Origin of the sequence: Rouxiella badensis, assembly GCF_026967515.2 — a bacterium.
In the GTDB taxonomy this organism is placed as follows: domain Bacteria; phylum Pseudomonadota; class Gammaproteobacteria; order Enterobacterales; family Enterobacteriaceae; genus Rouxiella; species Rouxiella badensis.
Map to the genome: position 1 here is coordinate 2,040,993 of NZ_CP114062.1, position 26,181 is coordinate 2,067,173.

A 26,181-nucleotide genomic window follows, 5' to 3' on the forward strand; every position below is an offset into this window, starting at 1 on the left:
CAACTACGGTGAGGTGTCTGAGTGGCTGAAGGAGCACGCCTGGAAAGTGTGTATACGCGAAAGCGTATCGAGGGTTCGAACCCCTCTCTCACCGCCATATTATGCGGAAGGGTCCAGATGAAAATCTGGACCCTTTTTCGTTTCTGCTCGCCGCAGCACCCTAAGCGAGTAATTTATCAGCAGATTGCTGAACTCCTAAGCACACAGTCAACATTTCGGAAATAATCCTTGACCCAAAATGGTTGTCTCCCTATAGTAGCGCCCCGTTGAGCTGCTACAGCAGAGCAACGCCACGGTGAGGTGTCTGAGTGGCTGAAGGAGCACGCCTGGAAAGTGTGTATACGCGAAAGCGTATCGAGGGTTCGAACCCCTCTCTCACCGCCAAATTTAAAAAAAGGCCCTGATGAAAATCAGGGCCTTTTTTTCTGCGTTTCATGACGGTAAAATTAGCAAAACACAGTGGGAAAGTTTAGGGAGTTCAGTTGCACAACGTTGCACGACTCTCGATCAGTTTTTCACCCGTGAAATTCTCGATCATTTCCTCACCTGCAATCCACTCTCCATAACCCGCTGCGGTATTCATATGCCCTGCTTTTGAGATGACGGTTATTTCGCTTCCCCACGCGGCGGCCAAGGTGTGGGCTTTGTCCAGAGAAAGATGCTCATCGTTATCACTGCAAATGAGCAGTGTCGGAAAAGCGATTCTCTGTGCCGGTAATGGCCTCTGTTGACGGATTTCTTCAAGTGCAGTGGCTGAGTCAACGTCGGCAGGCGCCACCAAAACGGCGGCCTTGACTCTCTGTTCCGAATACAAGCTTGCCCACTGCGCAACCGCGACAGCCCCACAGCTGTGGCCTACCAGCACAATATTGCCGGGTGTTTGTTTTATAAAAGCGTCCAGACAGGCAACCCACGTCTCTTTATCTGGGGTATTCCAGTCATCTTGAACAACACGGCTAACATTTGAGTATTTTCTTTCTATATAGGACTGCCAATGTTCAGGACCTGAATTGGTATAACCCGGAACGATAAGAAAGCTTGTTTCCATTTATATCTCACGAGTATCGATAACATTAAAAAGGCGACCCCAAGGTCGCCTCTCGTTAACTGACATCCATATTAAGGCGTCAGCAATGCTTATTTGCTGGTATCCAGCGCCGGGAAGCTTTTCACCAGGTCGTCAATGGCTTTCATCTGCACCAGGAACGGCTCAAGCTTGTCCAGTGGCAGCGCAGAAGGACCGTCACACTTGGCGTGAGCCGGATCTTCGTGAGCTTCGATAAACAGGCCAGCAATGCCCACCGCCATGCCCGCGCGCGCCAGCTCGGCAACCTGCGCGCGACGACCACCAGAAGCAGCACCGAACGGGTCACGGGTCTGCAATGCGTGGGTCACGTCGAAGATAACCGGATGGCCGCCAGTGGCGTTAATCATCACGTTCATGCCCAGCATATCAACGACCAGATTGTCATAACCAAAGTTGCTTCCGCGATCGCAAAGAATAACCTGATCGTTGCCGCCTTCCTTGAACTTGTCGACGATGTTACCCATCTGGCCTGGGCTAACGAACTGGGGTTTCTTGACGTTGATAACCGCGCCAGTCTTGGCCATAGCTTCAACCAGGTCAGTCTGACGAGCCAGGAAAGCAGGCAGCTGAATCACGTCAACCACGTCGGCAACCGGCTGTGCCTGCCAGCTTTCATGAACGTCGGTGATAATTTTCACGCCAAAGGCCGCTTTCAGGTCCTGGAAAATCTTCATGCCTTCATCAAGGCCAGGCCCACGGTAAGAGTGGATGGAAGAACGGTTGGCTTTGTCAAAAGAGGCTTTGAAAACATAAGGAATGCCAAGTTTGTCGGTCACTTTCACGTAGTGTTCGCAAACGCGCATCGCCATGTCACGTGATTCCAGCACGTTCATGCCGCCAAACAACACAAACGGCAAATCGTTTGCTACGTTGATGTCCTTAATGCTAACCACTTTATGTTTCATGCTTTGGCCTTAATCAATAAATTAATGGTACAAATGTAAGCGTTATCGCCCGGTTCACGCCGAGCTCATTAATGTAACGTTATCTGCTTTTGTTCAATAGAGTGAATCTGAACTTTAATCACTTCGGAAATCGGATCTTCCGGGCACTGCTCGACGAAATAATTCAAATCCGAGATGGCCACGTGATTGCAGTCGAGCTGCGCATAGATAAGCCCGCGATCGCGAATCTCATAGGGATCGTCGGGATCGAACTCGAGCACTGCTTCGCTGGTGCTAAGCGCCAGCTCCATCTGTTTCTCTTCCATCAGTGCGGCTTTGAGCGTGTCGAGCATCTTGCGGATAATCATGGTGTGGTCGGCCTCTTCGAGGTCTTCGTCCTCTATCTCGGCGCTAACGCCAAGATTGCCTTTCAGCCACACTTCTAAAACGTGCTCGCTAAGCGTTTCACCGTTGAGCGGATTGACCAGCCACATCTCTTCGTCAAGCCAGTCGGCTCGTAGGATAAGCTGGGTCGGAAAAATGACCGGCATCAGCGGCAGCTCAAGCGCATGGGCGATGTGCAGGAAAATGACCCCCAACGACACCGGCGTACCCTGACGCGAGGCCAGCACTTTGTCTATCCAGATTGCATCGGACAGGCGGTATACGCCGCCTGCTCCGCCAAAACCCCAGGTGCGATAAAACAGTTCAATCAGTACTTCCAGCTGCTGATCCTGACTCAGGTTTTCAGGTACCTTACTGCGGGCTTCGTCGATCAGCGCCTGTAACTGGCGATTGACATCGTCGGCCTTAAAATCAAAGCGGATTGCCTGCGTCACCAGGATGACACCTGCACTTAACGGCGCAGTGTTAAATTCAAAATCAGCAATGGTGCTCATAGTTATCCCATTAGCAGCGGTATTTTTGTTATGGCTAGCTTAACAATCAAATACAAACAACCCAAGGCCAGAATAAAAGCCACCCAGCGCGTCTTTTGGCTGCGCAAGCCGTCCTTGCCTGACCCTAGAGCCACAAATCCAAGAGCGATATAGATGATAACGCCAAATAGCTTTTCGGTCAGCCATGAACCTTGTGGGGAGAAAGGATAAAAGTGGGTAATGAAGACCAGCCAGATGCCGCTTAACAACATAAAGGTATCAATGATATGCGGCGCAATCTTGACCCAGCGCTTCTGCATGATGTCGGCATTCGCCCATTTCCAGAAAAAGCGCAGCACAAAGAGCGCGATACTTAACGTAATAAACACGATATGGAAATCTTTTACCCAAATATATGATGACATTACTGCTTCCTTTTTTATTAGGTTAGCCGAAAAGGCTCAATTATTGCGGGATGTCCCTCATACCTGCGACACTTTAGGACGAAATTTTCATCCAAAACAGGCCGAGGGGGTTTTCAAAATCAGGGCAACTCGGCCTGAGACAAAGCGGGCCATTGTCCAAGAGTGATGCGATCGTTATCCCCATAGTCTTTGACCGTCTCAATTGCGTTAAAACCGGCTGCCTGTAGGATAGTTCTGACAGACTCTCCCTGTTCCCAACCGTGCTCGAGCAACAGCCAGCCGCCGGGCACAAGAAATGCCGGTGCCTGAGAGACAATATAGTCAATGTCGGCGAGACCTTTATTGTCTGCAATCAAGGCAGTAGCGGGTTCAAAGCGTACGTCACCCTGCGCAAGGTGCGGGTCGGTGGCGTCAATATAGGGAGGATTACTGACGATAATCTCGAAGGATTGCTCCCCGACCGGTACAAACCAGCTGCCCTGCAAAAATTGGGCATTGGGGATAGCGAGTTTGCTGCCGTTGTACTGCGCCAGCGCCACGGCGTCGGGCTGTAAGTCAACGCCCGTTATCTGGCAGTCGGGCCTTTCGCTGGCGATAGCAAGCGCAATAGCGCCGGTGCCGGTGCCTAAATCCAGCACTCGCGCAGGGGAAGGCTCAAGGCGCAGCAACGCCTGCTCAACCAGACACTCGGTGTCGGGGCGCGGGATAAGCGTGGCGGGAGAAACGGACAGCGGCAAAGACCAGAACTCACGCTCGCCGACCAGATAGGCGACGGGTTCGCCCTTCTCGCGTCGGCTCAGCAAAGACTCGAGCTGTAGCCGTTGATCGTCGCTAAGCTCTGTTTCGCCAAAGGCCATGATATAGGTGCGGGTACGACCGGTGACGTGCCCGAGCAGGATTTCAGCATCCCGCTTCGGGCTATCACTGGCCGCCAGACGCCCAACGGCTTGGGTCAACCAGCGGCTAAAGTCCATTATTCCTGCTCGGACAGCGCGGCGAGCTGGTCGGCCTGATATTCCTGCACGATAGGTTGGATAAGCATATCCAACTTGCCTTCCATCACTTCGTCCAGACGGTAGATTGTCAGGTTGATGCGGTGGTCGGTCACCCTTCCCTGCGGGAAATTGTAGGTGCGGTTGCGGTCAGAACGGTCGCCGCTGCCCAGCAGATTGCGGCGCGTTGAGGCCTCTTCTAACTGACGCTTTGACACCTCAGCGGCACGAATACGCGCGCCCAGCACAGAGAGTGCCTTAGCCTTGTTTTTGTGCTGCGAACGTTCGTCCTGACACTCAACCACGATGCCGGTCGGCAAGTGGGTAATACGGATAGCCGAGTCGGTGGTGTTAACGTGCTGGCCGCCCGCACCCGAGGAGCGGAAGGTATCAATACGCAGGTCACCGGCGTTGATTTCAGGCATTTCGGCCTCAGGAACCTCAGGCAGCACGGCAACAGTACAGGCAGAAGTGTGGATACGACCCTGCGATTCGGTCTCGGGGACGCGTTGAACGCGGTGGCCGCCGGACTCGAATTTGAACTGACCGTAAACGCCGTCACCGGTCACCTTGGCGATCACTTCTTTATATCCGCCGTGCTCGCCGTCGTTGGCGCTCATGACTTCGACGCGCCAGCGACGCGTCTCGGCATAACGGCTGTACATACGGAACAGGTCACCGGCAAAAATCGCCGCCTCGTCACCGCCGGTTCCGGCGCGGATTTCAAGGAAGGCGCTGCGCTCGTCGTCGGGATCTTTTGGCAGCAGCAGCAGCTGGAGTTCTTTCTCGAGCTCTTCGAGCTTGGCCTCACACTGCTTGATTTCGTCCTGCGCCATCTCGCGCATCTCGGGATCGTCGAGCATCTCCTGCGCGGCGACCAGGTCTTCCTGCGCCTGACGCCAGGTCAGGAAGCAGGCGGAAACATCGCTCAACTGAGCATATTCGCGAGAAAGATTGCGGAATTTTTCCTGATCGGCAATGACAGTGGCGTCGCCGAGCATCGCCTGAACTTCTTCATGGCGCTCTTGTAACACTTCCAGTTTGGCAACGATAGAAGGCTTCATGCGTAGTGTTTTACCCTGTGATAATAAGAACTATACCCGCGTCCATCCAGACGCAGGTGTGGTGGCCGCCTTCAGGTACTCGACCTTTCGGGTATTTTACTGATCTAGACCGAGACTATCGCGTAAAATTTGCAAACGCTCAACATCACCATCGCTGGCGGCCTGTTGCAGTGAACGGGTTGGGGCATGAATAAGGCGGTTGGTGAGTTTATGGGCCAGTTCGTGAATAACGCTTTGGACGTCGGCACCCTGCGCAATTGCCGCCAGGGCTTTGGCTTCCATATCGGCGCGGACGGTATCGGCGCGGGAGCGATAATCGCGGATAACTTCAACGGCGCCCTGAGAGCGCAACCAGGCCATAAAGTTGGAGCTTTCCTGCTCGACGATAGACTCTGCCTGAATCGCGGCGGCCTTACGTTGGGCAAGATTTTTTTGAATAATGCTGTGCAGGTCATCAACGCTATAAAGGTAGGCGTTGGCGAGTTTGCCGACTTCCGGCTCGATATCACGGGGAACCGCGATATCGACCATCAGCATCGGCTGATTGCGACGCGCTTTCAGCGCACGCTCGACCATGCCTTTACCGATAATCGGCAGCGGGCTGGCGGTAGAACTGATGATAATATCGGCATCGGCCAGACGGGCGTCGATGTCTTGCAAAGAAACAACCTCAGCGCCAACTTCATCGGCAAGCACCTGCGCACGTTCGCGGGTACGGTTGGCAATCATCATATGACGGACGTTGTGTTCGCGCAGATGACGTGCGACAAGCTCGATGGTCTCACCCGCACCGACCAGCAGCACGTTGACTTCAGCGAGAGATTCGAATATTTGACGCGCCAGCGTACAGGCGGCGAAGGCAACGGAAACCGCGCTGGCCCCGATGTCGGTTTCGGTGCGCACGCGTTTTGCCACTGAGAATGACTTCTGGAATAAACGCTCAAGCTCACCCGACACCGCATGACCGTGCTGCGATTCGGCAAAGGCTTTCTTCACTTGACCGAGGATCTGCGGCTCGCCGAGCACCAGCGAATCCAAACCGCTGGCGACGCGCATCAGGTGACTGACTGCGTCGTTATCCTGGTGCCAGTAAAGGCTTTTCTTGACCTCTTCCGCGCTCAACTGATGATAATCACATAACCAGGCAACCAGCTGCTCATGCACATCGCCCTTTCCCGCCAGCTTTTCCTGCTGCTCGACGCTGAGATACAGCTCGGTGCGGTTACAGGTTGACAGCACGACGCCGCCCTGCACCAGCGGTTGCTGAAGCAGACTGGAGAGCGCCTGTTCGATAGTGTCTGGCGAGAACGTGACCTTTTCACGCAGAGATACCGGGGCGGTTTTGTGATTAATACCTAATGCAAGTAGGGTCATGGGAGCGATAGTCGAAAGAGACTTTTCTTTGTATGGGTTTACGTCTGAGGCGCATTCTACAAGATGAGTGAGATCAATAAAAGCCACACCGCACTATCTGTCCGGTTTTTGTAAAAAGCTGTGATTAACGGCACCTAGCAGTAGAGATTGATAATCATTTACACCAAAATTGGCCACTTTTCCCAGACAAAGCTGATTACATTAACCTGCTGTCAAAGGCAAAGTGATTCCCTCATCATCGCGTGATTTTTCAAACTTCAACGCTGGGCAGCCTCCGCCTGCAAGGTGTGCTAGACTCCCCGGAAGATTGTTTTAATGAAAGGACCCGACTCGTTATGCCAATGCATAAAGCCAACCTGCTTCGCCTGCTTCCTCTCGCCAGCCTGGTGCTGACCGCCTGTTCGACCTTCTCGCCGACCACCGGTCCTTCTACCAGCCCGACTTCGCCGCAGTGGCGTCAGCACGAACAGCAGGTTAAGCAACTGGATCACTACCAGACCCGCGGATCCTTCGCCTATATCTCAGACAGTCAGAAAGTGTATGCGCACTTCTTCTGGCAGCAATTCTCGCCACAGAGCTATCGCCTGCTGCTGACCAATCCGCTGGGCAGCACCGAGATGGAACTGAAAGTGCAGGACGGCAACGCGCAGCTGACTAATAATCAGGGTAAACAATACACCAGCAACAATCCTGATGACATGATTCAGAAGCTGACCGGCATGTCGATCCCGCTGTCCAATATGCGCCAGTGGATGCTGGGCCTGCCGGGCGACAGCAGCGACTTCAGCCTCGACAGCCAGTACCGTCTGCGCCAGGTCAACTATAAACAGAAAGGCCTCAACGGCAGCGTCAGCTATCAGAGCTACGACACTACCGTCACACCACCGCTGCCGAACCGCCTCGAGATGACTCAGGGCACGCAGCGCATTAAGTTAAAAATGGACAGCTGGACGCTAAACTGAGATGACGCTTTTTTGGCCATCTCCGGCTAAACTCAATTTATTCCTGTACATCACCGGGCAACGCGCCAACGGCTATCACAATCTGCAAACCCTGTTTCAGTTTGTTGACTACGGAGACAGCCTGGCGTTTACGCCCCGTGATGACGATAAAATCACGCTCAGCCCTTCCGTCGAGGGCGTGCCGGATGAGCAGAACCTGATTATACGTGCCGCGAAACTGTTGCAGGCGCGTATGGCGCAGCAAGGCCTGCCGTCGCCGTGTGGTATGGACATCCAGATAGAAAAGCGTCTGCCGATGGGCGGAGGTCTCGGTGGGGGCTCCTCCAACGCGGCAACCACGTTAGTGGCGCTCAATCTGCTGTGGAATTGCCATTTCAGCGACAGCGAGCTGGCGGAGCTGGGCGTTACCCTCGGGGCAGACGTGCCGGTGTTTGTGATGGGACACGCCGCGTTTGCCGAAGGCATCGGGGAAGTGTTACAGCCCGTTTCACCGGCAGAAAAATGGTATCTGGTCGCGCATCCTGGCGTCAGTATTCCGACACCGGCTATTTTTGGCGATCCCGAACTGATTCGAGATACGCCAAAACGCTCGATTGATGTGCTATTGCACACAACTTACACTAATGATTGTGAACCTATTGCAAGAAAACGTTTTTGCGAGGTTGAACAGCTTGTTTCATGGCTGCTAGAATACGCGCCGTCGCGCCTCACCGGAACAGGGGCCTGTGTGTTTGCCGAATTCGACACAGAGGAGTCCGCCAACGAGGTGTTGAGTAAGGCGCCGGCATGGATTAACGGTTTTGTCGCCCGAGGCGTTAACGTCTCGCCGCTGCACAAAACACGTGCCGAGCTGATGAGAGCCGCAGCCAAAGCGTAGAGAGTCACAAGTTCCCGCTATTTGTGTCTGTTCTTTGCCAGCCTCTCGGAATTTTTTAGATTTAATCTGTATACCTGACCGACTTCAGCCCGCGGAAACATCCGCCGCTCGCTGAGGGACGAAGGGTAAGTTGTACGTATGTATATTGCTGTGGTTTCGCTCACCGCCCGGTGAAATCACAAGCCGATATCTTCTCTGGACGCAAGCCTGAGGTTCTTCTCGTGCCTGATATGAAGCTTTTTGCTGGTAACGCCATCCCGGAACTAGCACAACGTATTGCCAACCGTTTATACACCAGCCTAGGTGACGCCGCCGTCAGTCGTTTTAGTGACGGTGAAGTAAGTGTGCAAATTAACGAAAATGTACGTGGCGGAGATATTTTCATTATCCAATCCACCTGCGCGCCTACTAACGACAACCTGATGGAACTCGTGGTAATGGTCGATGCACTCCGGCGCGCCTCTGCCGGCCGCATCACGGCAGTTATCCCCTACTTCGGTTATGCACGTCAGGATCGCCGCGTGCGTTCAGCGCGTGTACCGATCACCGCCAAAGTCGTTGCCGACTTCCTTTCCAGCGTAGGCGTTGACCGCGTTTTAACCGTTGATTTGCACGCAGAACAAATCCAGGGCTTCTTCGATGTCCCGGTTGATAACGTGTTCGGTAGCCCAATCCTGCTCGAAGACATGATGCAGCAAAATCTCGAAAACCCAATCGTGGTTTCTCCAGACATCGGCGGCGTTGTTCGTGCGCGTGCCGTTGCTAAACTGCTGAATGACACCGACATGGCCATCATCGATAAACGTCGCCCTCGCGCAAACGTTTCGCAGGTGATGCACATTATTGGTGACGTAAGCGGTCGTGACTGTATCCTGGTTGATGACATGATCGACACCGGCGGCACCCTGTGTAAAGCCGCTGAAGCGCTGAAAGAGCGCGGTGCCAAGCGTGTCTTCGCCTATGCGACTCACCCAATCTTCTCCGGCAACGCCGTAGAGAACATCAAGCACTCCGTGATTGATGAAGTGATCGTGTGTGATACCATCCCGCTGTCTCCTGAAATTCGCGCCCTGAAAAACGTGCGCACTTTGACGCTGTCCGGCATGCTGGCTGAAGCCATCCGCCGTATCAGCAATGAAGAATCGATTTCAGCGATGTTCGAGCATTAATCCTTTTAACCGTGCGGTATAAAAGCGATTAACAATAAAAAGCCCCGGATCCCCGGGGCTTTTTAGTTTCTAACCTTAAGTCAGCGCGCTTTCGCTTCACGCAGCGGTTAGGGTCAGGAGTGGCGATGATTTTTACGGCAGCGAGCGTCGTAATGACGTACCCAATAGTAACGATCGGCGACGGCTTCGCGTCCCCCGACCCGTGCCCCGGTTAACCACAGCAGTGCACCGATGAATATGCTCATGACGGCACCGTGGGTGAAGAAGTCAGGCATGCCAAGGTTGGACACCTGGCTGAGTACCGCATAGGCGATACCGCCAACCATGATAACCAATCCTACTCCCATCAACAGGTTACCGCACAGGGCTGCGTTTTTACGTTTCATTCGTCACCTCCTTAAATCCTTTGCATTTTCCTTTGCATTAAGCAAAGAGCGTCACTTCATCCTGTATAAATTATAGCCGTCACGTCGGGGAGGGGTTGCGGGCACGATCACAGTGTGGAGATGCAAAATGACAAATCTTTACGCTTCTTTGGGGATATCTCATTGAAAGGTGAATAATTATAAAATGTAACTATTCGATTCTGAAGTAATGGGGGGCTTTATTTACCGCACGGTTTGGCACGGCGGCAAAGCACGGGTAAACTATCGGCCAGATTATTCCCTCGAGAAGCGAAAAGAACGTGAGCAGCATTAAATTAATCGTTGGCCTGGCGAATCCCGGAGCCGAATATGCCCAGACCCGCCACAATGCCGGTGCATGGTATGTGGATCAATTGGCCCGTCAGCATAACCAACAGTTAAAAGAAGAGAGTAAATTCTTCGGCTACACGGCGCGTTTATCAATGAATGGGCAAGACGTACGTCTGTTGGTGCCGACCACCTTCATGAACCTGAGCGGCAAGGCGGTCAGCGCCATGGCGAACTTCTACCGTATTGAACCGGCCGAAATTCTGGTCGCCCACGACGAACTGGACTTCCTTCCCGGTATCGCGAAGATCAAACTGGGTGGCGGCAACGGCGGCCATAACGGTTTAAAAGATATTCAGAGCAAGCTGGGTAACAATCCAAACTTCTATCGCCTGCGCATCGGCATCGGTCATCCTGGCGATCGCAGTAAGGTCGTCGGTTTTGTGCTCGGTAAACCGCCGGCCAGCGAACAGAAGCTGATTGATGAAGCCATTGACGAGTCGTTGCGCTGTACGGATATTCTGATGAAAGACGGGTTATTGAAAGCGATGAACCGTTTGCACAGTTTTAAAGCAGAAGGTTAAGCGTTTAAGGCCGCTTCCCCCGGCGTGGGGGAAGCGTGAGAGGGGTAACTTACGCATAGCCTCTCTCACCCACGTTGTTAGGTTCTTACCCTAAACGTTTCTTTTCCCAACGATTTATCGTCAGTCTGGTAATTATCTTCCGCAACGTAATAGTCTGGGTCGTCCAGCTCGTGGCTACAGAATGGCCCCGCCTTGGCGAGTAGCCTCACGCAGTCGGCACTCAGGTGGCGTAAACGGATAGTCTTGCCCGCCTCGAGATAGCGACCGGTGATTTTATCAATCGCCTCGACGCCGCTTGAATCCATCACCCGCGTGGCCGAGAAATCCAGGATCACATTTTGCGGATCCTGCTCTGGCGTAAACAGCTCGGCGAAGGCGGCGGTTGAGCCAAAGAACAGCGGCCCTTCCAGCTTATACATCACCAAATCCCCCTTCTGCTGACGGCTGCGAATGCTGATACGCGCGTGCTGCCAGGCAAAGACCAGCGCGGAGATAATCACTCCGCTGATGACCGCCACGGCTAGATCGGTGAAAATAGTAATCAGGGTCACGGCCACCATCACCAGCGCGTCAGACTTCGGCATACGGCGCAGACGGCGGAACGAGCTCCACTCAAAGGTGTTATAGCACACCACCAGCATAATGCCCGCCAGTGCAGCGACCGGAATCAGGCCGATATAATCCGCCAGGCTCACCACGAAGAGGATCAGCAGAATAGCGCCTACCGTGCCGGAGATGCGACCGCGACCGCCCGAGGTGAAGTTGATGATCGACTGCCCAATCATCGCGCACCCGGCGAAGCAGCCAAACAGGCCGCAAAGAGTATTACCGGCACCCTGCGCAATACTCTCGCGGTTACCGTTGCCTTTCTTGCCCCCCATTTCATCGAGCACCGTCATGGTCAGCAGCGATTCGATGAGTCCCACCAGCGCGATAACCACCGCATAAGGCAGCACAACCTTCAGCATATCGAGGGTAAAGGGCGCAGCCGGCAGCGAGAAGCTCGGCAATGCGCCAGAGATATCCGCTAAATCACCGACCCGCAGCGTGTGCAGGTGAAAACCTATCGCGACCGCAGAAACGATAATCAGCGCGGCCAGCGACGAAGGAATAACGCGGGTAATTTTCGGAAAGATGACGACCACGGCAATCGCCAGCAGCACCAGCCCGTACATCAACATCCCCTGTCCGGCAATCATGTGCAGCTGCGCCAGCATAATGACTATCGCTAATCCGTTGACGAAACCGTGAATAGCGGGAAGCGGCACCAGACGAATAAATTTGCCCAGCCGGAACACGCCGATGGCAATCTGAATCAGTCCGGCAAACAGCGTAGCCCAAAGTACGTAGCCCATGCCGTGCTGCGCCGCGAGGCTCATTAATACCACCACTATCGACCCCGCCGCACCTGACACCATGCCCGGCTTACCGCCGAACAACGCGGTGACGATACCGATGATAAACGCGGTATGTAACCCGACTATTGGTGACAGGCCTGCCACCAGCGAGAAGCCCACCGCTTCAGGGATCATTGAGACAGCAACTACAAAGCCGGCCAATACGTCATTTTTGACGTCAGCCGCCCTGAAGTTCTTCAGAGTTAACATGCGAATATCCAATACTTTGAGTTAAATAAAACAAACAAGGCGACAATAACAAGAGTGGGGGCATTTTACCTTAAAAAGATGCGGATCGAGTTCAACACGCAAACTGTGTATAATAAGCGGAATTATGGTCATTACATCAGGATGATTACTTTAAGCTCCTGATTATTAAGATATTAAGGTGATATAAAACATGGGATTCAAATGCGGTATCGTCGGCCTGCCGAACGTTGGTAAATCAACTCTTTTCAATGCGCTGACCAAAGCAGGTATCGAAGCGGCCAATTTCCCGTTCTGCACCATCGAACCGAATACCGGCGTTGTACCAATGCCCGATCCACGTCTCGACAAACTGTGCGAGATAGTGAAACCTCAGCGCGTTGTCCCAACCACCATGGAATTCGTTGATATCGCCGGTCTGGTTAAAGGCGCGTCAAAAGGTGAAGGCCTGGGTAACCAGTTCCTGACCAACATCCGTGAAACCGAAGCTATTGGCCACGTTGTCCGTTGTTTCGAAAACGACAATATCATCCACGTTAACAACAGAGTTGACCCGGCTGATGACATCGACGTGATCAACACCGAGCTGGCGCTTTCTGACCTCGACACCTGTGAGCGCGCGATTCACCGCGTACAGAAGAAAGCCAAAGGCGGCGATAAAGACGCAAAAGCTGAACTGGCTGCGCTGGAAAAATGCCTGCCGCAGCTTGAACAAGCCGGTATGCTGCGTGCGCTTGACCTGTCAGACGAAGACAAAGCGGCCATCCGCTACCTCAGCTTCCTGACCCTGAAGCCGACCATGTATATCGCCAACGTTAACGAAGACGGTTTCGAAAACAACCCGTACCTCGACAAAGTTCGCGCAATCGCTGATGCCGAAGGTTCCGTTGTGGTTGCCGTTTGTGCCGCCGTTGAATCTGATATCGCCGAGCTGGAAGACGAAGACCGCGCTGAGTTCATGGCTGAACTGGGTCTGGAAGAGCCGGGCCTGAACCGCGTTATCCGCGCAGGTTACGAGCTGCTGAACCTGCAAACCTACTTCACCGCCGGTGTGAAAGAAGTTCGCGCCTGGACCATTCCAGTAGGCGCTACCGCACCTCAGGCAGCCGGTAAGATCCACACCGACTTTGAGAAAGGCTTTATCCGCGCACAGACAATCGGTTTTGACGACTTCGTCACCTACAAAGGTGAGCAAGGCGCGAAAGAAGCCGGTAAAATGCGTTCAGAAGGCAAAGACTACATCGTTAAAGATGGCGACGTAATGAACTTCCTGTTCAACGTTTAATTATCCATCTTTACGGTTGAATTTAAAAACCACGCTCCGGCGTGGTTTTTTATTATCTAGAATATAAAAATCCCTCGCCCATGACATACCCATTTTCTGCATTACCCTTAAACTAAAGTTAATCCTAACGCCAAAAACAGGCTAAATAAGCTCACTTACGTCCATTAATGCATGTAAGTATATGCAACCAAATACGTCAAGACCTGATATCTCCCCTCCCCTTCTGTTGTTATTCCGGTGCGTAAAACCCCATAAAAAGTCATTCCATTAGGCAATTCATAACCTGCTCCGTTGGCATTCATAACCAGTCAGCCTGTGTTTTTTGTGATTACCCCATGCTATAAGTCTGCCAACGCAAAATATGTAACTTTATTTTAACTTTTATTTATTTTTTATAACAATAAGTTGAGGTCGGAGATAATGAAAAAAGAAGAGGGTGAGATTGTAAACTCTCGCAGAAAATTCCTTCAACGTTCCCTTGCGATATTGCCGGTTACCGCCCTTTCAGGAACTGTTATTGCAAAAAGTGTTTCAGCCGCTGAAAAAAATAAAGAGGATGAATTCGTCTATCAATATGTACCGATATTTTTTAATCACGAGGAATGGCGCTTCATTATTTCGGCCACCGATCGGTTAATTCCTCAGGACGATAATGGTCCCGGTGCGGTGAGCGAAGGTGTGCCTGTCTATATTGATAAGCAAATGGAGCTGCCCTACGGTCACGGCGCCTTGTGGTATATGCAACCGCCGTTTGAGCAAACCATTCCAGAGCTGGGATATCAAACTAATCTGGTGCCGCGTGATATATATCGCAGGGGAATTAAAGCCACCGATCAATACTGCCAGCAAAAATATCAGAAGAAATTTGCAGACCTGGAAAATGCCGAGCGAGAGGGGGTATTACACGCGCTTGAGGCGGGTCACATCCAGCTTGCCGATATTTCTTCCAAACTGTTTTTCGGCCAGCTGTTGGAGAACACCAAAGAAGGCTATCTCGCCGACCCTATTCATGGCGGAAACCGCACCCAGGCATCGTGGAAAATGATCGGCTTCCCGGGCGCTCGCGCTGATTTTGTTCAGGTAATGGATAATCCCAATACCCATTACCCGCTGGGTCCGGTGAGTATTTCAGGTAAGAATGGCGCATAAAAATGACGATAAAAAAAGAGCAAGTTGATATTGTTATTGTCGGTTTTGGTTGGACCGGCTCTGTAATGGCAAGAGAATTATCCGAGACTGGATTAAAAATTGTTGCGTTAGAACGCGGCGAACAGCGTGATACCTACCCCGACTTTACCTATCCACGCATCGTTGATGAATTAACTTATGGGATAAGGCTTAAGTTATTCCAGAACATTTCGAAAGAAACGGTCACTATCCGCCATACCCCAGGAAGCAAAGCCTATCCCTACCGCCGTTTGGGCTCATTCTTACCCGGCGATGGCGTAGGCGGTGCTGGCGTTCACTGGAACGGTTTGTTGTGGCGTCCGCTTGAAAGCGACCTGAAAGTTAAAACCACTATCACTGAAAAATATGGCGCTAAATTTATTCCTGCTGATATGACCGTTCAGGATTATCCCTTTACCTATGCGGAAATGGAGCCCTATTTTGATAAGTTTGAGAAAATTTGTGGCGCTTCAGGCCAGGCGGGGAATATTCAGGGCAAAATTATTGAGGGAGGCAACCCCTTCGAAGCACCGCGCAGCGGCGACTATCCGAATAAACCGCTGAAAGATCAGTATGCGGGCCAGCTATTTCGCAACGTAGTCAAGAACCAGGGTTATCACGCCTTTTCCGGTCCTGCGGCCATCAGCACCGGCGGCTATACCAACCCCTACGGCGTTCAGATGGGGGCCTGTAACTACTGCGGATTCTGCGAAAGATTTGGCTGTTTCAACTATTCCAAGGCGTCACCGCAGACCTGTGTCATACCGGCGCTCAAGCAGTACAGTAATTTCGAATTGCGCCCCCACTCCCACGTACTGCGCGTACTTACCGACTCCACCGGAAAGAAAGCCACGGGCGTGACCTATATCGATGCTAATGGCGAAGAAGTTGAACAACCTGCCTCGCTGGTTATTCTCAGCGCTTTCCAGCTGCATAACGTTCGCCTGCTGTTACTTTCTGGGATTGGAAAACCTTACAACCCTGACACCGGTGAAGGCGTGGTGGGCAGAAACTATGCCTATCAAATCGATGGCGCAGCCAAATTGTTCTTTGGCAAAGAGGTGTACTTCAACCACTTTGCCGCGGCGGGCGCTTCGGGGGTCTATATCGATAATTTCAACGGTGAAAACTTCGACCACTCCGACGTAGGCTTTATCGGCGGCGGCAGTATTTCGGCCCACGCCACCGGCGCAAGACCAATTCAACAGATGGTATTACCTAAAGGTGCACCTAACTGGGGATCGGGTTGGAAGCAGTCTATAAAAGACAACTATCTGCATAATATGAGCGTCGGCTCCTCGGCCTCGGTGATGCCGTATAAGCAATGCTTCCTGGATCTCGACCCAACCTATAAGGACGCCTACGGACTCCCGCTGTTAAGGATGACCTACGACTGGCAGCAAAATGAATTAAAACTGACCCAGTTCCTGGCCGGAAAAGTCGAGAACATCGTCAAGGAACTCAACCCGCTGTCTTACAGCATGGGCTTTAAAAACCTGGATTCCCATTACGATGTCCGCCCTTATCAATCCACGCATACTACCGGCGGTGCGGTCATGGGCGATGACCCTCGTACCAGCGTTGTGAACAAGTATTTGCAAAGCTGGGATGTGCCCAATGTTTTTGTTCTCGGCGCATGCTGCTTCCCGCAAAACATTGCCTACAACCCGACTGGAATCGTTGGCGCGACCACGCTGTTTGCCGCTAACGCTATCAAGTCGCAATATCTTAAAAATCCAGGGCCTCTGGTTCAGCGTTAACTGAGGCAATAAAGACATGAAAATAAAACAACTCTCGTTATTTGTTGCTGCATTTATTTCCTGCAAATTCGCCATGGCCGCCCCGGAAAACTTTCAGGAAAAAGTCGCCAGCGGTGAATATATCGCCACCACAGGGGACTGTGCTGCCTGCCATACCGTCTCCGGTTCCGCGCCTTTTACAGGGGGGTTGAAAATGGTTACTCCGGTGGGGGCAATTTACTCGACCAATATTACGCCAGATAAAGACACCGGTATCGGTAATTACAGCTATGAAGATTTCTCACGCGCGTTACGCCAAGGGATCGCAAAAGACGGTCATCGTTTATATCCCGCCATGCCATACACGGAATATGCCAAAATAAACGATGATGATATGCACGCCCTTTATTCTTATTTGATGAATGAGGTTAAGCCGGTGCATCAGACAAACAGAAAGAGCGATATTCCATGGCCGTTAAATATGCGATGGCCACTGGCAGCGTGGGACTGGGCCTTCCACGATAGCGATGTCTATAAGCCCGACCAGACGCAAAGTGCAGAATGGAATCGCGGGGCTTACCTGGTGCAGGGCCTTACGCACTGCGGAACCTGCCATACGCCGCGCGGACTGGCTTATCAGGAAAAAGGCTTTGATCAGCACGATAAGCGCTTCCTTAGCGGCGGTCAGCTAGCCGGATGGTCCGCGCCTGATCTGACGGGCAATAGCAAAACGGGGTTGGGCAGCTGGTCGGCGCAGGAGATTGCCGAGTTCCTTAAGACAGGCCACACCGACGGGAATGCGGCATTTGGCCCCATGAGCGAAGCCATCGAGAAAAGCACGCAATATCTCACCGATGCCGATCTCAGCGCCATTGCAACTTATCTTAAATCATTGCCGTCGTCCGATGCCCCGGCCCAAGCCTCTGCAAAAGCGGATTCGACTAGCGCTGCGCTGATAAAAGGCGATATGTCTCAACCGGGATCTCTGCTTTATATGAATAACTGCTCCGCCTGTCACCGTATTGATGGCAAAGGGTATACAAAAAGCTTCCCTGCCCTTGCCGGGAATACCGCCGTGATGGGGGATGATCCGTCCTCACTGATCAACATTGTTCTGGCAGGCGCTAAAACCCCGGTAACCCGCGAGTCCATCACCGGCCTGACTATGCCAGATTTTGCATGGCGGCTGAACGACCAGCAGGTGGCAGACGTGGTAACTTTTATTCGCAGCAGTTGGGGAAATAGCGCGTCAGCCGTTAATGCCGAGGAGGTGGCAAAACTGAGGAAACAGAGCGTCGGCCAGCCTGAGGTGAAGAAATAGCCCGCGACAAGAAAAGCGCTATGGGGTGTGTTTGCACCCCTTAGCGCACTCCGACAAAACTTCCTGCCAAACCCGGGTCGATTCGCACTCTGATGTGTTAATCCAGCGCCCATAAGTTTAATAAAGTTTTTAAGGCATTCCGTAAGCTGGACAGCGTAAAACCCCCTAAAACCTGACTGCATCCACGCTGAGGAACTCACTAAATGAAGGTACAAAAAATTGGACAACCGGCCTCTATCGAGGCGTTGGAATCCTGGGGAAACGTTGAGGGACTGCCCGATACCCCTGCCGTTAAGCTTTCCGGCCTGCAGAAGGTCATTCCAGGTAAGGAAGACATCGACAGCGGTATCTTTGAATGTACGCCGGGCAGCTACCGGCGTTCGGTCAGGCAGGCGGAGATCATGCATTTTCTCGGTGGCAGCGGTTCATTTACCCCAGACGGCGAGGCAACATTGACCTTTACGGCCGGAGACTCGTTTTTCTTCGAGGCCAATACCGAGGGCACCTGGGTGGTTGAGACCACTATGCGTAAGCTGTACGTGATTTTTGACGCTGCCTGAATTGCGTTGAAAGAGTTAAGCTGAACAACCACGCGCTGCCGTGGTTGGGGTTCAGTAGGTTGAGGTAAACTTCCCAAAGCTGGCAACCAGACTGTCGATAAATACCCGGGTTCTTGAGGGCATCAAGCGCCGTCCGGGGAATACCGCCCACACGGGAACGCCGGGACACTCCCAATCTTCGAGTACCCTCACCAGTTCTCCATTTTCCAGAAATGGATGGGCGAAATGCGTCGTTACACTGGTTATCCCGGCCCCAAGCCGGGCAAGATTGATTAACACACTCGGCGAGTTGGCCACCGCGCGCATCGGAGGGCTGCCCTCCCAGGACTCGTCTCCCCGGATGAGTTGCCACGGGGAAACCTCCCCTCCACGCGTTCGAAGCCTTAGCACGGCGCGATGCATCAATTCCTGCGGATGCTTTACCGCCCCGCTCTTTTTAAGAAACTTGGGCGAGGCGTAGAGCGCCACGCGAAAGGTGCTAAGCTGTCGTGCCACCAGCGTAGAATCATTCTGCAGATTGCCCATACGTAGCGCGACGTCATAGCCCTCACTGATGATATCAACCCGCTGCTGGGAGGAGTCGATATCCAGCGTCACGTCGGGGTATTTTTCAATGAAGTCCGCCAGCAGCGCTCCAATCATGTTCTGCGAGAAATCACCCGGCATCGATATTCTCAGCAATCCGCTCGGCTTGGCCTTACGGTTTTCGGTGAGTGCCAGCATGGACTCCATTTCGGCTGAAATCTGCTGGGCATGGCGCAGCACCGCCTTACCATATTCCGTAATCACCATCTTGCGGGTGGTGCGAACCAGCAGGCGCTCACCCAGTTGGTTTTCCAGCGTTGAAATCCGTCGCGAGACGGTTGAGTTCGGGATGTCGAGACGTTCTGCTGCCCCCGAGAAACTGCCTTCCTCCACTACGCAGGCAAACAGGACCATATCCGCTGGGTCAAACTTCATGATTATGCCACTTATGGGATTATGTTGTTCATTTACGGAGTTTATGCGCAATGACGAAAGAGTTAAAGTAACTTTCAGTTTATAAATTAATTAACCAGGAAGGCACTTATGCGTTATTTTTCCGTTGCTAAATACAGCGATATTATCATTCTTGTGGCTCGTGTTCTGCTCATGCTTTTATTTGTTATTTTCGGTCTGGAGAAAATAACCGGCTTTAGCGGTACAGTGACTTATATGAGTTCGGTAGGTGCGCCGTTCCCAACCGTCGCGGCGATTATTGCCGTAGTGATGGAGTTCTTCGTCGGCATTGCACTTATTTTAGGTTTTTATACTCGTCCGCTGGCGCTGATTATGGCGGTGTATACCCTTGCAACCGGTTTAATTGGTCACCCTTTCTGGGGTCTAACCGGTGCGGCGCACTATGCCAACGAAATCAATTTCTATAAAAATATTGCCATCGTAGGGGGATTATTACTGCTCGCCGTGACCGGACCGGGTAAATTTTCTCTCGACCGTAAATAATCAACCCGTTAAATATCCCCTTATCCCGCGGCAATAACGGCCCTTCATGCCGCTTCATAGCATGAAGGGTTTATTTCATCCCCCCAGATCGCTCAAGAATTTACGCGCCGGAACAAAAAAGGTCACACCGGAAACGGCGGTAGAGAAATCCAGAATACGATCGTGCAGCGGCGGCGGATTGCCGATAAACATCCGCTCTAACATTTTCTCAATCACCCATAAATAACGGCAATAGCCAATAAAATAGGTGCCGTATTCTCCTTTGCCCGGCACGGCAAACGGCATATTGTCGCGCAAAATATCGTACTCACCCTGACTGTCCTCAATGGTGCACAGCGTCTTATGCGACTTTTGCCCTTCGGTTGCGTCCGGTAATTCGACATTGTCAAACTTGGTACGGCCGATGATGGCCTCCTGCGTTTCGACCTTCTGCGCGCGCCATGCCGCCATGTTATGCAGGTATTTCTGAATCACCACGTAGCTGCCACCTGCATAATCAGGATCCTCATCACCGACGATCGTCGCCTCGGGTAAAGCAAGGCCGACCGGATTGGCGGTTCCGTCTACAAATCCCAGCAGGTCTCGGCCGTTGAAATAGCGGAATCCGGCGACATCATCGAGGGCGGTCACGCTGTCGCCAAAGGCTTCCAGCAGCAGTTTTTCAAACTCGATAATAAGGTCAGCCGAGCCCGCGCGGATATGGTACAGCAGGTCGCCTTCGGTACTCACCGCGGTATGTTTAGCGCCCTTGATTTCCTTGAACGGCGCAAGCTCTTTAGGCATCGGTTTACCGCTCAGCGCGCTCCAGATGCGAGAGGAAATCCCGACATTGCAGGTAAATTGCACCTCGATAGTTCGCACCTGCACATCTTTAATCAGATCGTCGGTACTGCCGATGACCGAGCGAACGGTCGCGAGCGAATGACTGTCGTCCTTAACGGCGAGAATCAAAAAGGCAGCGGCAGAGGTCATCGGTGAATTAATATATTGAGGCTCGGTCTCAAGGGCGCGCCGCCCCATAGACTGCGGGGAAGAAGATGACTGGCTCACAAATACCTCCTGCAAGGCGTTGTTTTTATCATTATGACGTCTAATAGGTCACATTAACCGTCACCGTATCCGCATAGTTACCGGGCGTATAGTTGGCGCTGGGAACGGTGGCATAGACAGTATAGCTGGTTGCTGAACCGTTTCCTGTGCCCGCGACCTGGTTGGTTGAGGCGCTTCCCCACACCGTACCATTAGGCCCCGCCGTTGAACTGAGTTGATAAGGGACCTGGTCGCCGTTGCTCGGGCTGGTGACCATCACCCCACTCCCCGTGGTGCTGCTGTTTGATGGCACCAGTCCTACGGTATACGCCGTGCCGTTGCTACAGGCGACGCTTAACGTGTTGCTTGAGGTGGTATTGGTTGCCGTACTATTGACCGACCCCATACTGATGTTGCCATTAGGGGTAACCGTACACTGCTTGGCAACCGTCGCCAGGACGTTGAAGGCAAAGGTAGTTGCCACCGTCGTTCCACAACTTCCCGGTGGCACCAGAAGCCCGGTATTGCTGGTGACAATCGCAGTAGCGGAGGAATAGATATCCTGAAAACTGCCGGGGATGGCGGAAATTTGCGGCAGAGGCAACACCGCAGCCACGGTCAGACTGCCGGTTGAGGGAACGCCGACGACCAGCGAAGAGAGGTTGACCATCGCAGGCGTGGTGCCCGCCACAAATTGGCTCCCCCACACCGTGCCGCTCGACGTCCCCTGATAGAGCTGGTAACTCAGGGTATTGGAGGACGTGAGGGTATTCGCCATGGTGCGCGTCGTGACCTGCCCGCTGTTGGACGAGGCACCAATGTTAAAGCACAGAGTGACGGCGGTCAGCAGGCCGTCCAGAACCCCTCGAGTACAGCTGTAGCCAAAAGTCATGCTGGTGCTGCTACTGGAGGTCGAGAGCGGATTAACCGTGCCAAAATTGATGGACTGTACGTTGGTTACCGAACAGGCAAGCGCATAACTCATTGTTGGGCAAAGCCCCAATCCTGCCAGCAGCAACAGATTTCTACACCGCATCCTAATCACTCCTTGACCTCGCTGGCTTTACTTACAGGCCAGCGGGCCAATCTGTGGAATACCCTCGGTTTTCGCCGGATAATCGAATTGAACGGAACAGGTACCGGAATTGGTGGTCACCTGCAGCGTATTATGTTGTTTCAGCGTATCAAAATAGGCCATACCGTCGAAGCCCACCGGCACGGTCTGACTTTGGTCACCGTTGAGTCGAACCTGACTGCCTTCAGGGATAACCTTGCCGCGCGCGTCGGTCAGCACCACCTGGGCGGCACGAACCGACTCAATGGTAAAGTTCACCAGCGTTCCCGAACGGTCACCCGGCGTCGCGTTGGCCTCAATGCGAGTGATACGTGTGTTGGCCGGTAGACTCATCGGGTCGATACTCAACAGGTTCTTTTGATAGCTGTTCAGCGGCGTCACCAGCAGCAGTCCGCTGTTATTGGTGGTGCCAACCGGATTGTTTTGCAGTTTCACCGGGACATCAGGCACGCCGTCGGTGGAGACCACCGCAAACCCATTGGTGATTTCCCGTGCAGCAAACAGTCCGCCGCCCATCATCACCAAGGAACCACTGGCCCCAGCATAACCATAATGGTTATCCGGCATGTTGTTGAATCCGGTGTAGACATTACCGTAACGCCCCAGATAACCCACCTCACCCTGCCCGCTCTGCTGAGAATCCTGCTGGTCGGCGGCCACGTTCCAGCCCCAGCCTCCCTCAGACGGCTGCGACTGACTGGCGTTAACCTGATAGCCGGTCTGATTGTTGGTACGCTGCACGGTGGTGCTGGCGGTGATGCGATTATCCAGCGTTACGGAGACCATCAGATAGACGCTGCGGTCGCTCTTGTCATCCATATTTTGGCTATAACCGGCGCTGAGATAGACATTTTCTGCCACCGATTTGAACCAGTTGGCATTGGCGTAGCGAATGGCGCTTTCCTGCGGATAGCGAAACTGCAGGTAGCTTAGGCTGACGTTACCCAGGTAACCCGTGTCGTAACCCACCACGACGTTGCTGTTAAGTGCGGGAGGCGCAGTGCCATAATGCGTCGCCACGTCGTGATAATTGCCGGTGGTCGCCGTTGTACTGGCCCCAAAGCTGAAACAGGTTCCCGCCCAGCGGTAGCCCACGCTGTAAAGGGAACCGCTCTGCCCCCGATCGGTGCTGAAGGCCAGCGAGGTGGAAATTGTGCCGCTCTGCGAACCGGGGATCCAGTCGCTGCTCACGCCGCCGTTGGCCAGCCCGTCTGTCGCCTCGGAGTGTATTCCGGTGGTCAGGGTGTTGCTCACGCCGTAGCGCCAGGTGCCGCTCGCCGCCGGCGTGCTGCCATAGTCGTTGGACGCATAACCGTAGTTTTTACGCACCACGCCCACTTCCGCCGACCAGTCCTTGAGTCCTTCACGCAGCAGCTGCTGGTCGTTATAGAAAGAAAAATTCTGTGTCGTCGTTCTGCCCAGCGCGTCCGTCATCACCACCTGTGCGTTACCGGCGCCGCTGATATTCGGCATCGTATTGATGGCAAAATTACCCGACGGCACCTGTCCGTTATAGTACTTCATGCCATTAACAAACAGTTCGACGCTGGAGGGCAAGGTCGCCGAACCGAGGAACGTCGGCAGCGGTGCGGTGCGCAGATAGGGTTGCAGGCTGTAGTCGGTGCCAATCTGAATACCAGCAATGCGCGTGGGGCGAGACCAGGAGAGCGAACTGGTTAGGGTATCCCCGACGGTGACAGCCAGTAGTTTGTCGGGGAATGACGATCGCCAGCTGGTATCCAGTCGGCTAAACTCGTTGCCCTGAGAACCGCTGTTAGTCTGCTCGGAATAGCGGGTAAGCTGAGTCGAACTGAATACGCCCTCGGAGTTAAAGGCACGAAATTCAGTAAAACTGTTGGCCGTGGTGCCGTTTTGCTGCGCGGCATAAAGATCGTAGTTGAGCAGCATGCCGCGCGATTTGGCTGCCGCAGGACTTTGCATATTAAGCCCGTTGAGCTCGGTGGTCGCGGAATCCAGCTGGCTCAACGGCACGGTCATATTCAGCGTCTGTTGCTGAACGTCGTAATCTATCTTGAGTTGGTCAATATTATTTAGGCTAACGGCGTCGGTTGCCTCTTTAGGCAGCCGAAATCCCAGCTGCCGCAGGGTATTTGCGCTGGCGTATAATTTCCCATTGGCATCGCCAAAATGGGCTAACCCCAAATGATTGCCATTTAGGGTTACATCAAGATACAGGTCAATACCAGGAATACGCGCTGTGTCATTAATAATACCGTCAGGCTGACCGCCGGGAGTATTGACCTCCGCGATGGCCCCTGACGAGATTAATATTCCATGCAGTAAAAAAACCTTCACCAGATGGCGCGGGTTATTACAAATCCTGTAGCGTTTTTTCGCCATTTATTGACACTTCAATTTTGCTACCGCGATTAAGATACTCGTTAGAGACGGGTAGTATCCAGCGCATGGTCATTCCAGGAAGAACGTAACCTAATAATCCAGGGGTGATGACTTTGCGCGCACCATTAGGGCTTATATAGGTAATCGCGGATAGCTGAGCATGGCTATTTCCCTGATTATTAACTTCCAAAAAATCACTATTGCCGATATGTCTCAGCGTCCATTGCAATTTTACCGAAGTAGGAGGATTGCTTGCCGGTTGAATAAAAACGGGTAACGAATAATGCAGTACAAATTCCAATTTATTTTTTTGCAGCGTGGCAGGAGGAAGTTCATCAATAGCCAGCCGATAGGCGTCTTCGACATTATTTGGCGGTGCGCCCACGCGAATAATACGGATCAACTGTCGAGCGCCGGGTGCCAGTGTCAGCATAGGCGGACTCACTACCAGTCCCTGAGAAGAGGACAAGGTATCGGCAAAATTACTTTGGCTCCAGTGATAGACACGTACCTGCGCGTTAACAATATTATCTCCCTGATTGCTTAACCACAGGCCGCCGGCATTCTGGTTGCCTGTCAGTGTTAAACTTACCGGGGAAACCTGCAGGCCGCTGGCCGCAGCCTCGGTTCCCCAAACCGCCGTCCCTAGCAGGCATGCAAAAACAAACTGCCGCACAAGCAATTTCAACGTCATCTCCTTTCCTGGATTGAACCTTTTTGAATCAGTAATTCACGTTGACAGTGACGGTATCGGCGTAGCTGTCAGGGGCAAAGTTAGTGCTGGTTGCTGTCGCGTAGACGGTATAAGTTTGTGCAGCCCCGGTCCCTGTTCCGGCCACGCCATTACCGACATTCGTCGAGGTCGCTGTGTTACCCCAGACGGCACCCGTTGCGGAGGTCTGGTTCAACTGATAGGGCACTTTGTCGGTGTTGGTTGTTGAGTTAGCAACCGAGGACATAGAGCCAGAGCCGGTGGTTGTTCCGCCATTGGTACTGGAAGGTGCCAGACCGATGTAATAAGGCGTGGTTCTTGAGCAGTCCACAGAGATAGTGCTGTTGCCTGCGGCAGCCGTTGCCCCCGCATTGACTGAGCCAAGGTTAATGTTTGAGGATGCCCCTGCCGTTACGGAACAGGATTTGAGGATGGTAATCAGTACCTGAAATGTCCCGGTTGCGGTCGCTGCGTTTGCAGAGGGGATCATGGCCAGAGCCAAACAGGACAAAAGAATGCGTGGTGCCATTTTTAATTTCATATCTAACCCTCATGATGGAAAGCAATTTTTTTATGATATGGAGCGAATGAACACATTAGTAAAGATAATGTAAAATTATGTGTAATGCTAGATTGAATTTGCCTTAAGAGAAGGGGGAGATTGAAGTGACTCTCTGCTATTGGGATCGCAAGCACACTTTGAAAAAACAGGGCTGTTGCTACAATCTCCTCCCCTGTTCCAAAAATGGGACGCCACGCCTACTCTCACAAGGGTTAGCGATTAAAACTGTCGTATACCTTATCAATTAAGTCAGGCTTTATATTTTTTTGAGTCATCGCTTAAATAAGCGCAAATTA

General features: G+C 52.7%; 25 protein-coding genes and 2 tRNA genes. 12 read left to right on the forward strand and 15 right to left on the reverse strand.

The annotated features are described in order from the left end of the window. The first annotated feature begins 7 nt into the window (after positions 1 to 7). Positions 8 to 97 (forward strand) — tRNA-Ser (locus O1V65_RS09420). 197 nt (positions 98 to 294) lie between these two features. After that, positions 295 to 384 (forward strand) — tRNA-Ser (locus O1V65_RS09425). Positions 385 to 478: 94 nt separating this feature from the next. Here the strand turns inward: O1V65_RS09425 and O1V65_RS09430 are convergent. The 7 genes from O1V65_RS09430 to hemA form a co-directional block, all read right to left on the reverse strand. After that, entirely contained in the window at positions 479 to 1,048 is a 570-nt protein-coding gene (locus O1V65_RS09430) for an RBBP9/YdeN family alpha/beta hydrolase (RefSeq protein WP_017492148.1), read from the reverse strand. Positions 1,049 to 1,137: 89 nt separating this feature from the next. After that, a complete protein-coding gene (kdsA, locus tag O1V65_RS09435) occupies positions 1,138 to 1,992 on the reverse strand; it encodes a 3-deoxy-8-phosphooctulonate synthase (protein ID WP_009635433.1) in 855 nt (284 codons plus the stop codon). Between the two features lie 68 nt (positions 1,993 to 2,060). After that, positions 2,061 to 2,870, reverse strand: a complete 810-nt coding sequence (gene sirB1 / locus O1V65_RS09440) for an invasion regulator SirB1 (protein ID WP_017492149.1) — start codon at positions 2,868 to 2,870, stop codon at positions 2,061 to 2,063. Positions 2,871 to 2,872: 2 nt separating this feature from the next. Beyond that, positions 2,873 to 3,274: a SirB2 family protein gene (locus tag O1V65_RS09445; RefSeq protein ID WP_017492150.1), complete on the reverse strand. Its 402-nt coding sequence runs from the start codon at positions 3,272 to 3,274 to the stop codon at positions 2,873 to 2,875. Positions 3,275 to 3,393: 119 nt separating this feature from the next. Beyond that, positions 3,394 to 4,248, reverse strand: coding sequence for a peptide chain release factor N(5)-glutamine methyltransferase (prmC, locus tag O1V65_RS09450; RefSeq protein WP_269130453.1), 855 nt, complete (start codon positions 4,246 to 4,248; stop codon positions 3,394 to 3,396). Further along, positions 4,248 to 5,330: a peptide chain release factor 1 gene (gene prfA, locus O1V65_RS09455; protein WP_017492152.1), complete on the reverse strand. Its 1,083-nt coding sequence runs from the start codon at positions 5,328 to 5,330 to the stop codon at positions 4,248 to 4,250. Before prfA ends, prmC begins: the two co-directional genes overlap by 1 nt. Positions 5,331 to 5,426: 96 nt before the next feature. Then, positions 5,427 to 6,704 (reverse strand): glutamyl-tRNA reductase, encoded by a 1,278-nt coding sequence (gene hemA / locus O1V65_RS09460; protein WP_017492153.1) that lies wholly within the window; start codon positions 6,702 to 6,704, stop codon positions 5,427 to 5,429. A 335-nt stretch (positions 6,705 to 7,039) separates the two neighbouring features. Here hemA and lolB point away from each other — a divergent pair, with 335 nt between their 5' ends. From lolB to prs, 3 genes are all read left to right on the forward strand, one after another. After that, complete coding sequence (gene lolB / locus O1V65_RS09465) at positions 7,040 to 7,666, forward strand: lipoprotein insertase outer membrane protein LolB (protein WP_017492154.1); 627 nt, start codon at positions 7,040 to 7,042, stop codon at positions 7,664 to 7,666. Between the two features lies 1 nt (position 7,667). Then, positions 7,668 to 8,543: a 4-(cytidine 5'-diphospho)-2-C-methyl-D-erythritol kinase gene (gene ispE / locus O1V65_RS09470; RefSeq protein ID WP_017492155.1), complete on the forward strand. Its 876-nt coding sequence runs from the start codon at positions 7,668 to 7,670 to the stop codon at positions 8,541 to 8,543. Between the two features lie 221 nt (positions 8,544 to 8,764). After that, complete coding sequence (gene prs / locus O1V65_RS09475) at positions 8,765 to 9,712, forward strand: ribose-phosphate diphosphokinase (protein WP_026110560.1); 948 nt, start codon at positions 8,765 to 8,767, stop codon at positions 9,710 to 9,712. A 113-nt stretch (positions 9,713 to 9,825) separates the two neighbouring features. Here the strand turns inward: prs and ychH are convergent, their stop codons facing one another. After that, positions 9,826 to 10,098, reverse strand: a complete 273-nt coding sequence (gene ychH / locus O1V65_RS09480; protein ID WP_017492157.1) for a stress-induced protein YchH — start codon at positions 10,096 to 10,098, stop codon at positions 9,826 to 9,828. Positions 10,099 to 10,397: 299 nt separating this feature from the next. Here ychH and pth point away from each other — a divergent pair, with 299 nt between their 5' ends. Beyond that, positions 10,398 to 10,988 carry an aminoacyl-tRNA hydrolase gene (gene pth, locus O1V65_RS09485; protein WP_017492158.1) on the forward strand — a complete coding sequence of 197 codons (591 nt, stop codon included), beginning with the start codon at positions 10,398 to 10,400 and terminating at the stop codon, positions 10,986 to 10,988. 77 nt (positions 10,989 to 11,065) lie between these two features. Here the strand turns inward: pth and O1V65_RS09490 are convergent, their stop codons facing one another. After that, positions 11,066 to 12,595 (reverse strand): SulP family inorganic anion transporter, encoded by a 1,530-nt coding sequence (locus tag O1V65_RS09490; RefSeq protein WP_017492159.1) that lies wholly within the window; start codon positions 12,593 to 12,595, stop codon positions 11,066 to 11,068. Positions 12,596 to 12,785: 190 nt separating this feature from the next. On the opposite strand from O1V65_RS09490, the gene ychF reads away from it, so the two are divergent. The 5 genes from ychF to O1V65_RS09515 all read left to right on the forward strand — a co-directional run bounded on the left by ychF (position 12,786) and on the right by O1V65_RS09515 (position 18,664). Beyond that, positions 12,786 to 13,877, forward strand: a complete 1,092-nt coding sequence (gene ychF / locus O1V65_RS09495; protein ID WP_017492160.1) for a redox-regulated ATPase YchF — start codon at positions 12,786 to 12,788, stop codon at positions 13,875 to 13,877. A 420-nt stretch (positions 13,878 to 14,297) separates the two neighbouring features. Beyond that, positions 14,298 to 15,026, forward strand: a complete 729-nt coding sequence (locus O1V65_RS09500) for a gluconate 2-dehydrogenase subunit 3 family protein (protein WP_017492161.1) — start codon at positions 14,298 to 14,300, stop codon at positions 15,024 to 15,026. A 2-nt stretch (positions 15,027 to 15,028) separates the two neighbouring features. Beyond that, positions 15,029 to 16,804 (forward strand): GMC family oxidoreductase, encoded by a 1,776-nt coding sequence (locus O1V65_RS09505; RefSeq protein ID WP_269130454.1) that lies wholly within the window; start codon positions 15,029 to 15,031, stop codon positions 16,802 to 16,804. Between the two features lie 16 nt (positions 16,805 to 16,820). Further along, positions 16,821 to 18,104 (forward strand): c-type cytochrome, encoded by a 1,284-nt coding sequence (locus O1V65_RS09510; protein WP_084912945.1) that lies wholly within the window; start codon positions 16,821 to 16,823, stop codon positions 18,102 to 18,104. A gap of 203 nt (positions 18,105 to 18,307) precedes the next feature. Then, the gene (locus O1V65_RS09515) at positions 18,308 to 18,664 is read left to right on the forward strand and encodes a cupin domain-containing protein (RefSeq protein WP_017492164.1); all 357 of its coding nucleotides are present in this window, start codon (positions 18,308 to 18,310) and stop codon (positions 18,662 to 18,664) included. 51 nt (positions 18,665 to 18,715) lie between these two features. Here the strand turns inward: O1V65_RS09515 and O1V65_RS09520 are convergent, their stop codons facing one another. Then, positions 18,716 to 19,624, reverse strand: coding sequence for a LysR family transcriptional regulator (locus O1V65_RS09520; RefSeq protein ID WP_269130455.1), 909 nt, complete (start codon positions 19,622 to 19,624; stop codon positions 18,716 to 18,718). Between the two features lie 108 nt (positions 19,625 to 19,732). Here O1V65_RS09520 and O1V65_RS09525 point away from each other — a divergent pair, with 108 nt between their 5' ends. Further along, positions 19,733 to 20,146, forward strand: a complete 414-nt coding sequence (locus tag O1V65_RS09525; RefSeq protein ID WP_084912944.1) for a DoxX family protein — start codon at positions 19,733 to 19,735, stop codon at positions 20,144 to 20,146. Positions 20,147 to 20,221: 75 nt separating this feature from the next. Here O1V65_RS09525 and O1V65_RS09530 read toward each other — a convergent pair whose 3' ends face one another. Genes O1V65_RS09530 through O1V65_RS09550 form a run of 5 tightly spaced genes read right to left on the reverse strand, consistent with a single transcriptional unit; the run spans position 20,222 to position 25,864 of the window. Then, positions 20,222 to 21,196 carry a Dyp-type peroxidase gene (locus O1V65_RS09530; protein WP_241528252.1) on the reverse strand — a complete coding sequence of 325 codons (975 nt, stop codon included), beginning with the start codon at positions 21,194 to 21,196 and terminating at the stop codon, positions 20,222 to 20,224. A 40-nt stretch (positions 21,197 to 21,236) separates the two neighbouring features. Further along, complete coding sequence (locus O1V65_RS09535; protein WP_026110562.1) at positions 21,237 to 22,211, reverse strand: Csu type fimbrial protein; 975 nt, start codon at positions 22,209 to 22,211, stop codon at positions 21,237 to 21,239. Positions 22,212 to 22,238: 27 nt separating this feature from the next. Continuing rightward, a complete protein-coding gene (locus O1V65_RS09540; protein WP_269130456.1) occupies positions 22,239 to 24,611 on the reverse strand; it encodes a fimbria/pilus outer membrane usher protein in 2,373 nt (790 codons plus the stop codon). Continuing rightward, positions 24,583 to 25,305: a fimbrial biogenesis chaperone gene (locus O1V65_RS09545; protein WP_017492170.1), complete on the reverse strand. Its 723-nt coding sequence runs from the start codon at positions 25,303 to 25,305 to the stop codon at positions 24,583 to 24,585. The genes O1V65_RS09540 and O1V65_RS09545 overlap by 29 nt, the downstream gene beginning before the upstream one ends. Positions 25,306 to 25,333: 28 nt before the next feature. After that, positions 25,334 to 25,864 (reverse strand): Csu type fimbrial protein, encoded by a 531-nt coding sequence (locus tag O1V65_RS09550; RefSeq protein WP_017492171.1) that lies wholly within the window; start codon positions 25,862 to 25,864, stop codon positions 25,334 to 25,336. Between the last annotated feature and the right edge of the window lie 317 nt (positions 25,865 to 26,181).

Excerpts from the sequence above, each read along its gene's own strand:
- O1V65_RS09430 (WP_017492148.1), bottom strand. The coding sequence starts at position 1,048 with ATGGAAACAAGCTTTCTTATCGTTCCGGGTTATACCAATTCAGGTCCT.
- kdsA (WP_009635433.1), bottom strand. The coding sequence starts at position 1,992 with ATGAAACATAAAGTGGTTAGCATTAAGGACATCAACGTAGCAAACGAT.
- sirB1 (WP_017492149.1), bottom strand. The coding sequence starts at position 2,870 with ATGAGCACCATTGCTGATTTTGAATTTAACACTGCGCCGTTAAGTGCA.
- O1V65_RS09445 (WP_017492150.1), bottom strand. The coding sequence starts at position 3,274 with ATGTCATCATATATTTGGGTAAAAGATTTCCATATCGTGTTTATTACG.
- prmC (WP_269130453.1), bottom strand. The coding sequence starts at position 4,248 with ATGGACTTTAGCCGCTGGTTGACCCAAGCCGTTGGGCGTCTGGCGGCC.
- prfA (WP_017492152.1), bottom strand. The coding sequence starts at position 5,330 with ATGAAGCCTTCTATCGTTGCCAAACTGGAAGTGTTACAAGAGCGCCAT.
- hemA (WP_017492153.1), bottom strand. The coding sequence starts at position 6,704 with ATGACCCTACTTGCATTAGGTATTAATCACAAAACCGCCCCGGTATCT.
- lolB (WP_017492154.1), top strand. The coding sequence starts at position 7,040 with ATGCCAATGCATAAAGCCAACCTGCTTCGCCTGCTTCCTCTCGCCAGC.
- ispE (WP_017492155.1), top strand. The coding sequence starts at position 7,668 with ATGACGCTTTTTTGGCCATCTCCGGCTAAACTCAATTTATTCCTGTAC.
- ychH (WP_017492157.1), bottom strand. The coding sequence starts at position 10,098 with ATGAAACGTAAAAACGCAGCCCTGTGCGGTAACCTGTTGATGGGAGTA.
- O1V65_RS09490 (WP_017492159.1), bottom strand. The coding sequence starts at position 12,595 with ATGTTAACTCTGAAGAACTTCAGGGCGGCTGACGTCAAAAATGACGTA.
- ychF (WP_017492160.1), top strand. The coding sequence starts at position 12,786 with ATGGGATTCAAATGCGGTATCGTCGGCCTGCCGAACGTTGGTAAATCA.
- O1V65_RS09500 (WP_017492161.1), top strand. The coding sequence starts at position 14,298 with ATGAAAAAAGAAGAGGGTGAGATTGTAAACTCTCGCAGAAAATTCCTT.
- O1V65_RS09505 (WP_269130454.1), top strand. The coding sequence starts at position 15,029 with ATGACGATAAAAAAAGAGCAAGTTGATATTGTTATTGTCGGTTTTGGT.
- O1V65_RS09510 (WP_084912945.1), top strand. The coding sequence starts at position 16,821 with ATGAAAATAAAACAACTCTCGTTATTTGTTGCTGCATTTATTTCCTGC.
- O1V65_RS09515 (WP_017492164.1), top strand. The coding sequence starts at position 18,308 with ATGAAGGTACAAAAAATTGGACAACCGGCCTCTATCGAGGCGTTGGAA.
- O1V65_RS09520 (WP_269130455.1), bottom strand. The coding sequence starts at position 19,624 with ATGAAGTTTGACCCAGCGGATATGGTCCTGTTTGCCTGCGTAGTGGAG.
- O1V65_RS09525 (WP_084912944.1), top strand. The coding sequence starts at position 19,733 with ATGCGTTATTTTTCCGTTGCTAAATACAGCGATATTATCATTCTTGTG.
- O1V65_RS09535 (WP_026110562.1), bottom strand. The coding sequence starts at position 22,211 with ATGCGGTGTAGAAATCTGTTGCTGCTGGCAGGATTGGGGCTTTGCCCA.
- O1V65_RS09540 (WP_269130456.1), bottom strand. The coding sequence starts at position 24,611 with ATGGCGAAAAAACGCTACAGGATTTGTAATAACCCGCGCCATCTGGTG.
- O1V65_RS09545 (WP_017492170.1), bottom strand. The coding sequence starts at position 25,305 with ATGACGTTGAAATTGCTTGTGCGGCAGTTTGTTTTTGCATGCCTGCTA.
- O1V65_RS09550 (WP_017492171.1), bottom strand. The coding sequence starts at position 25,864 with ATGAAATTAAAAATGGCACCACGCATTCTTTTGTCCTGTTTGGCTCTG.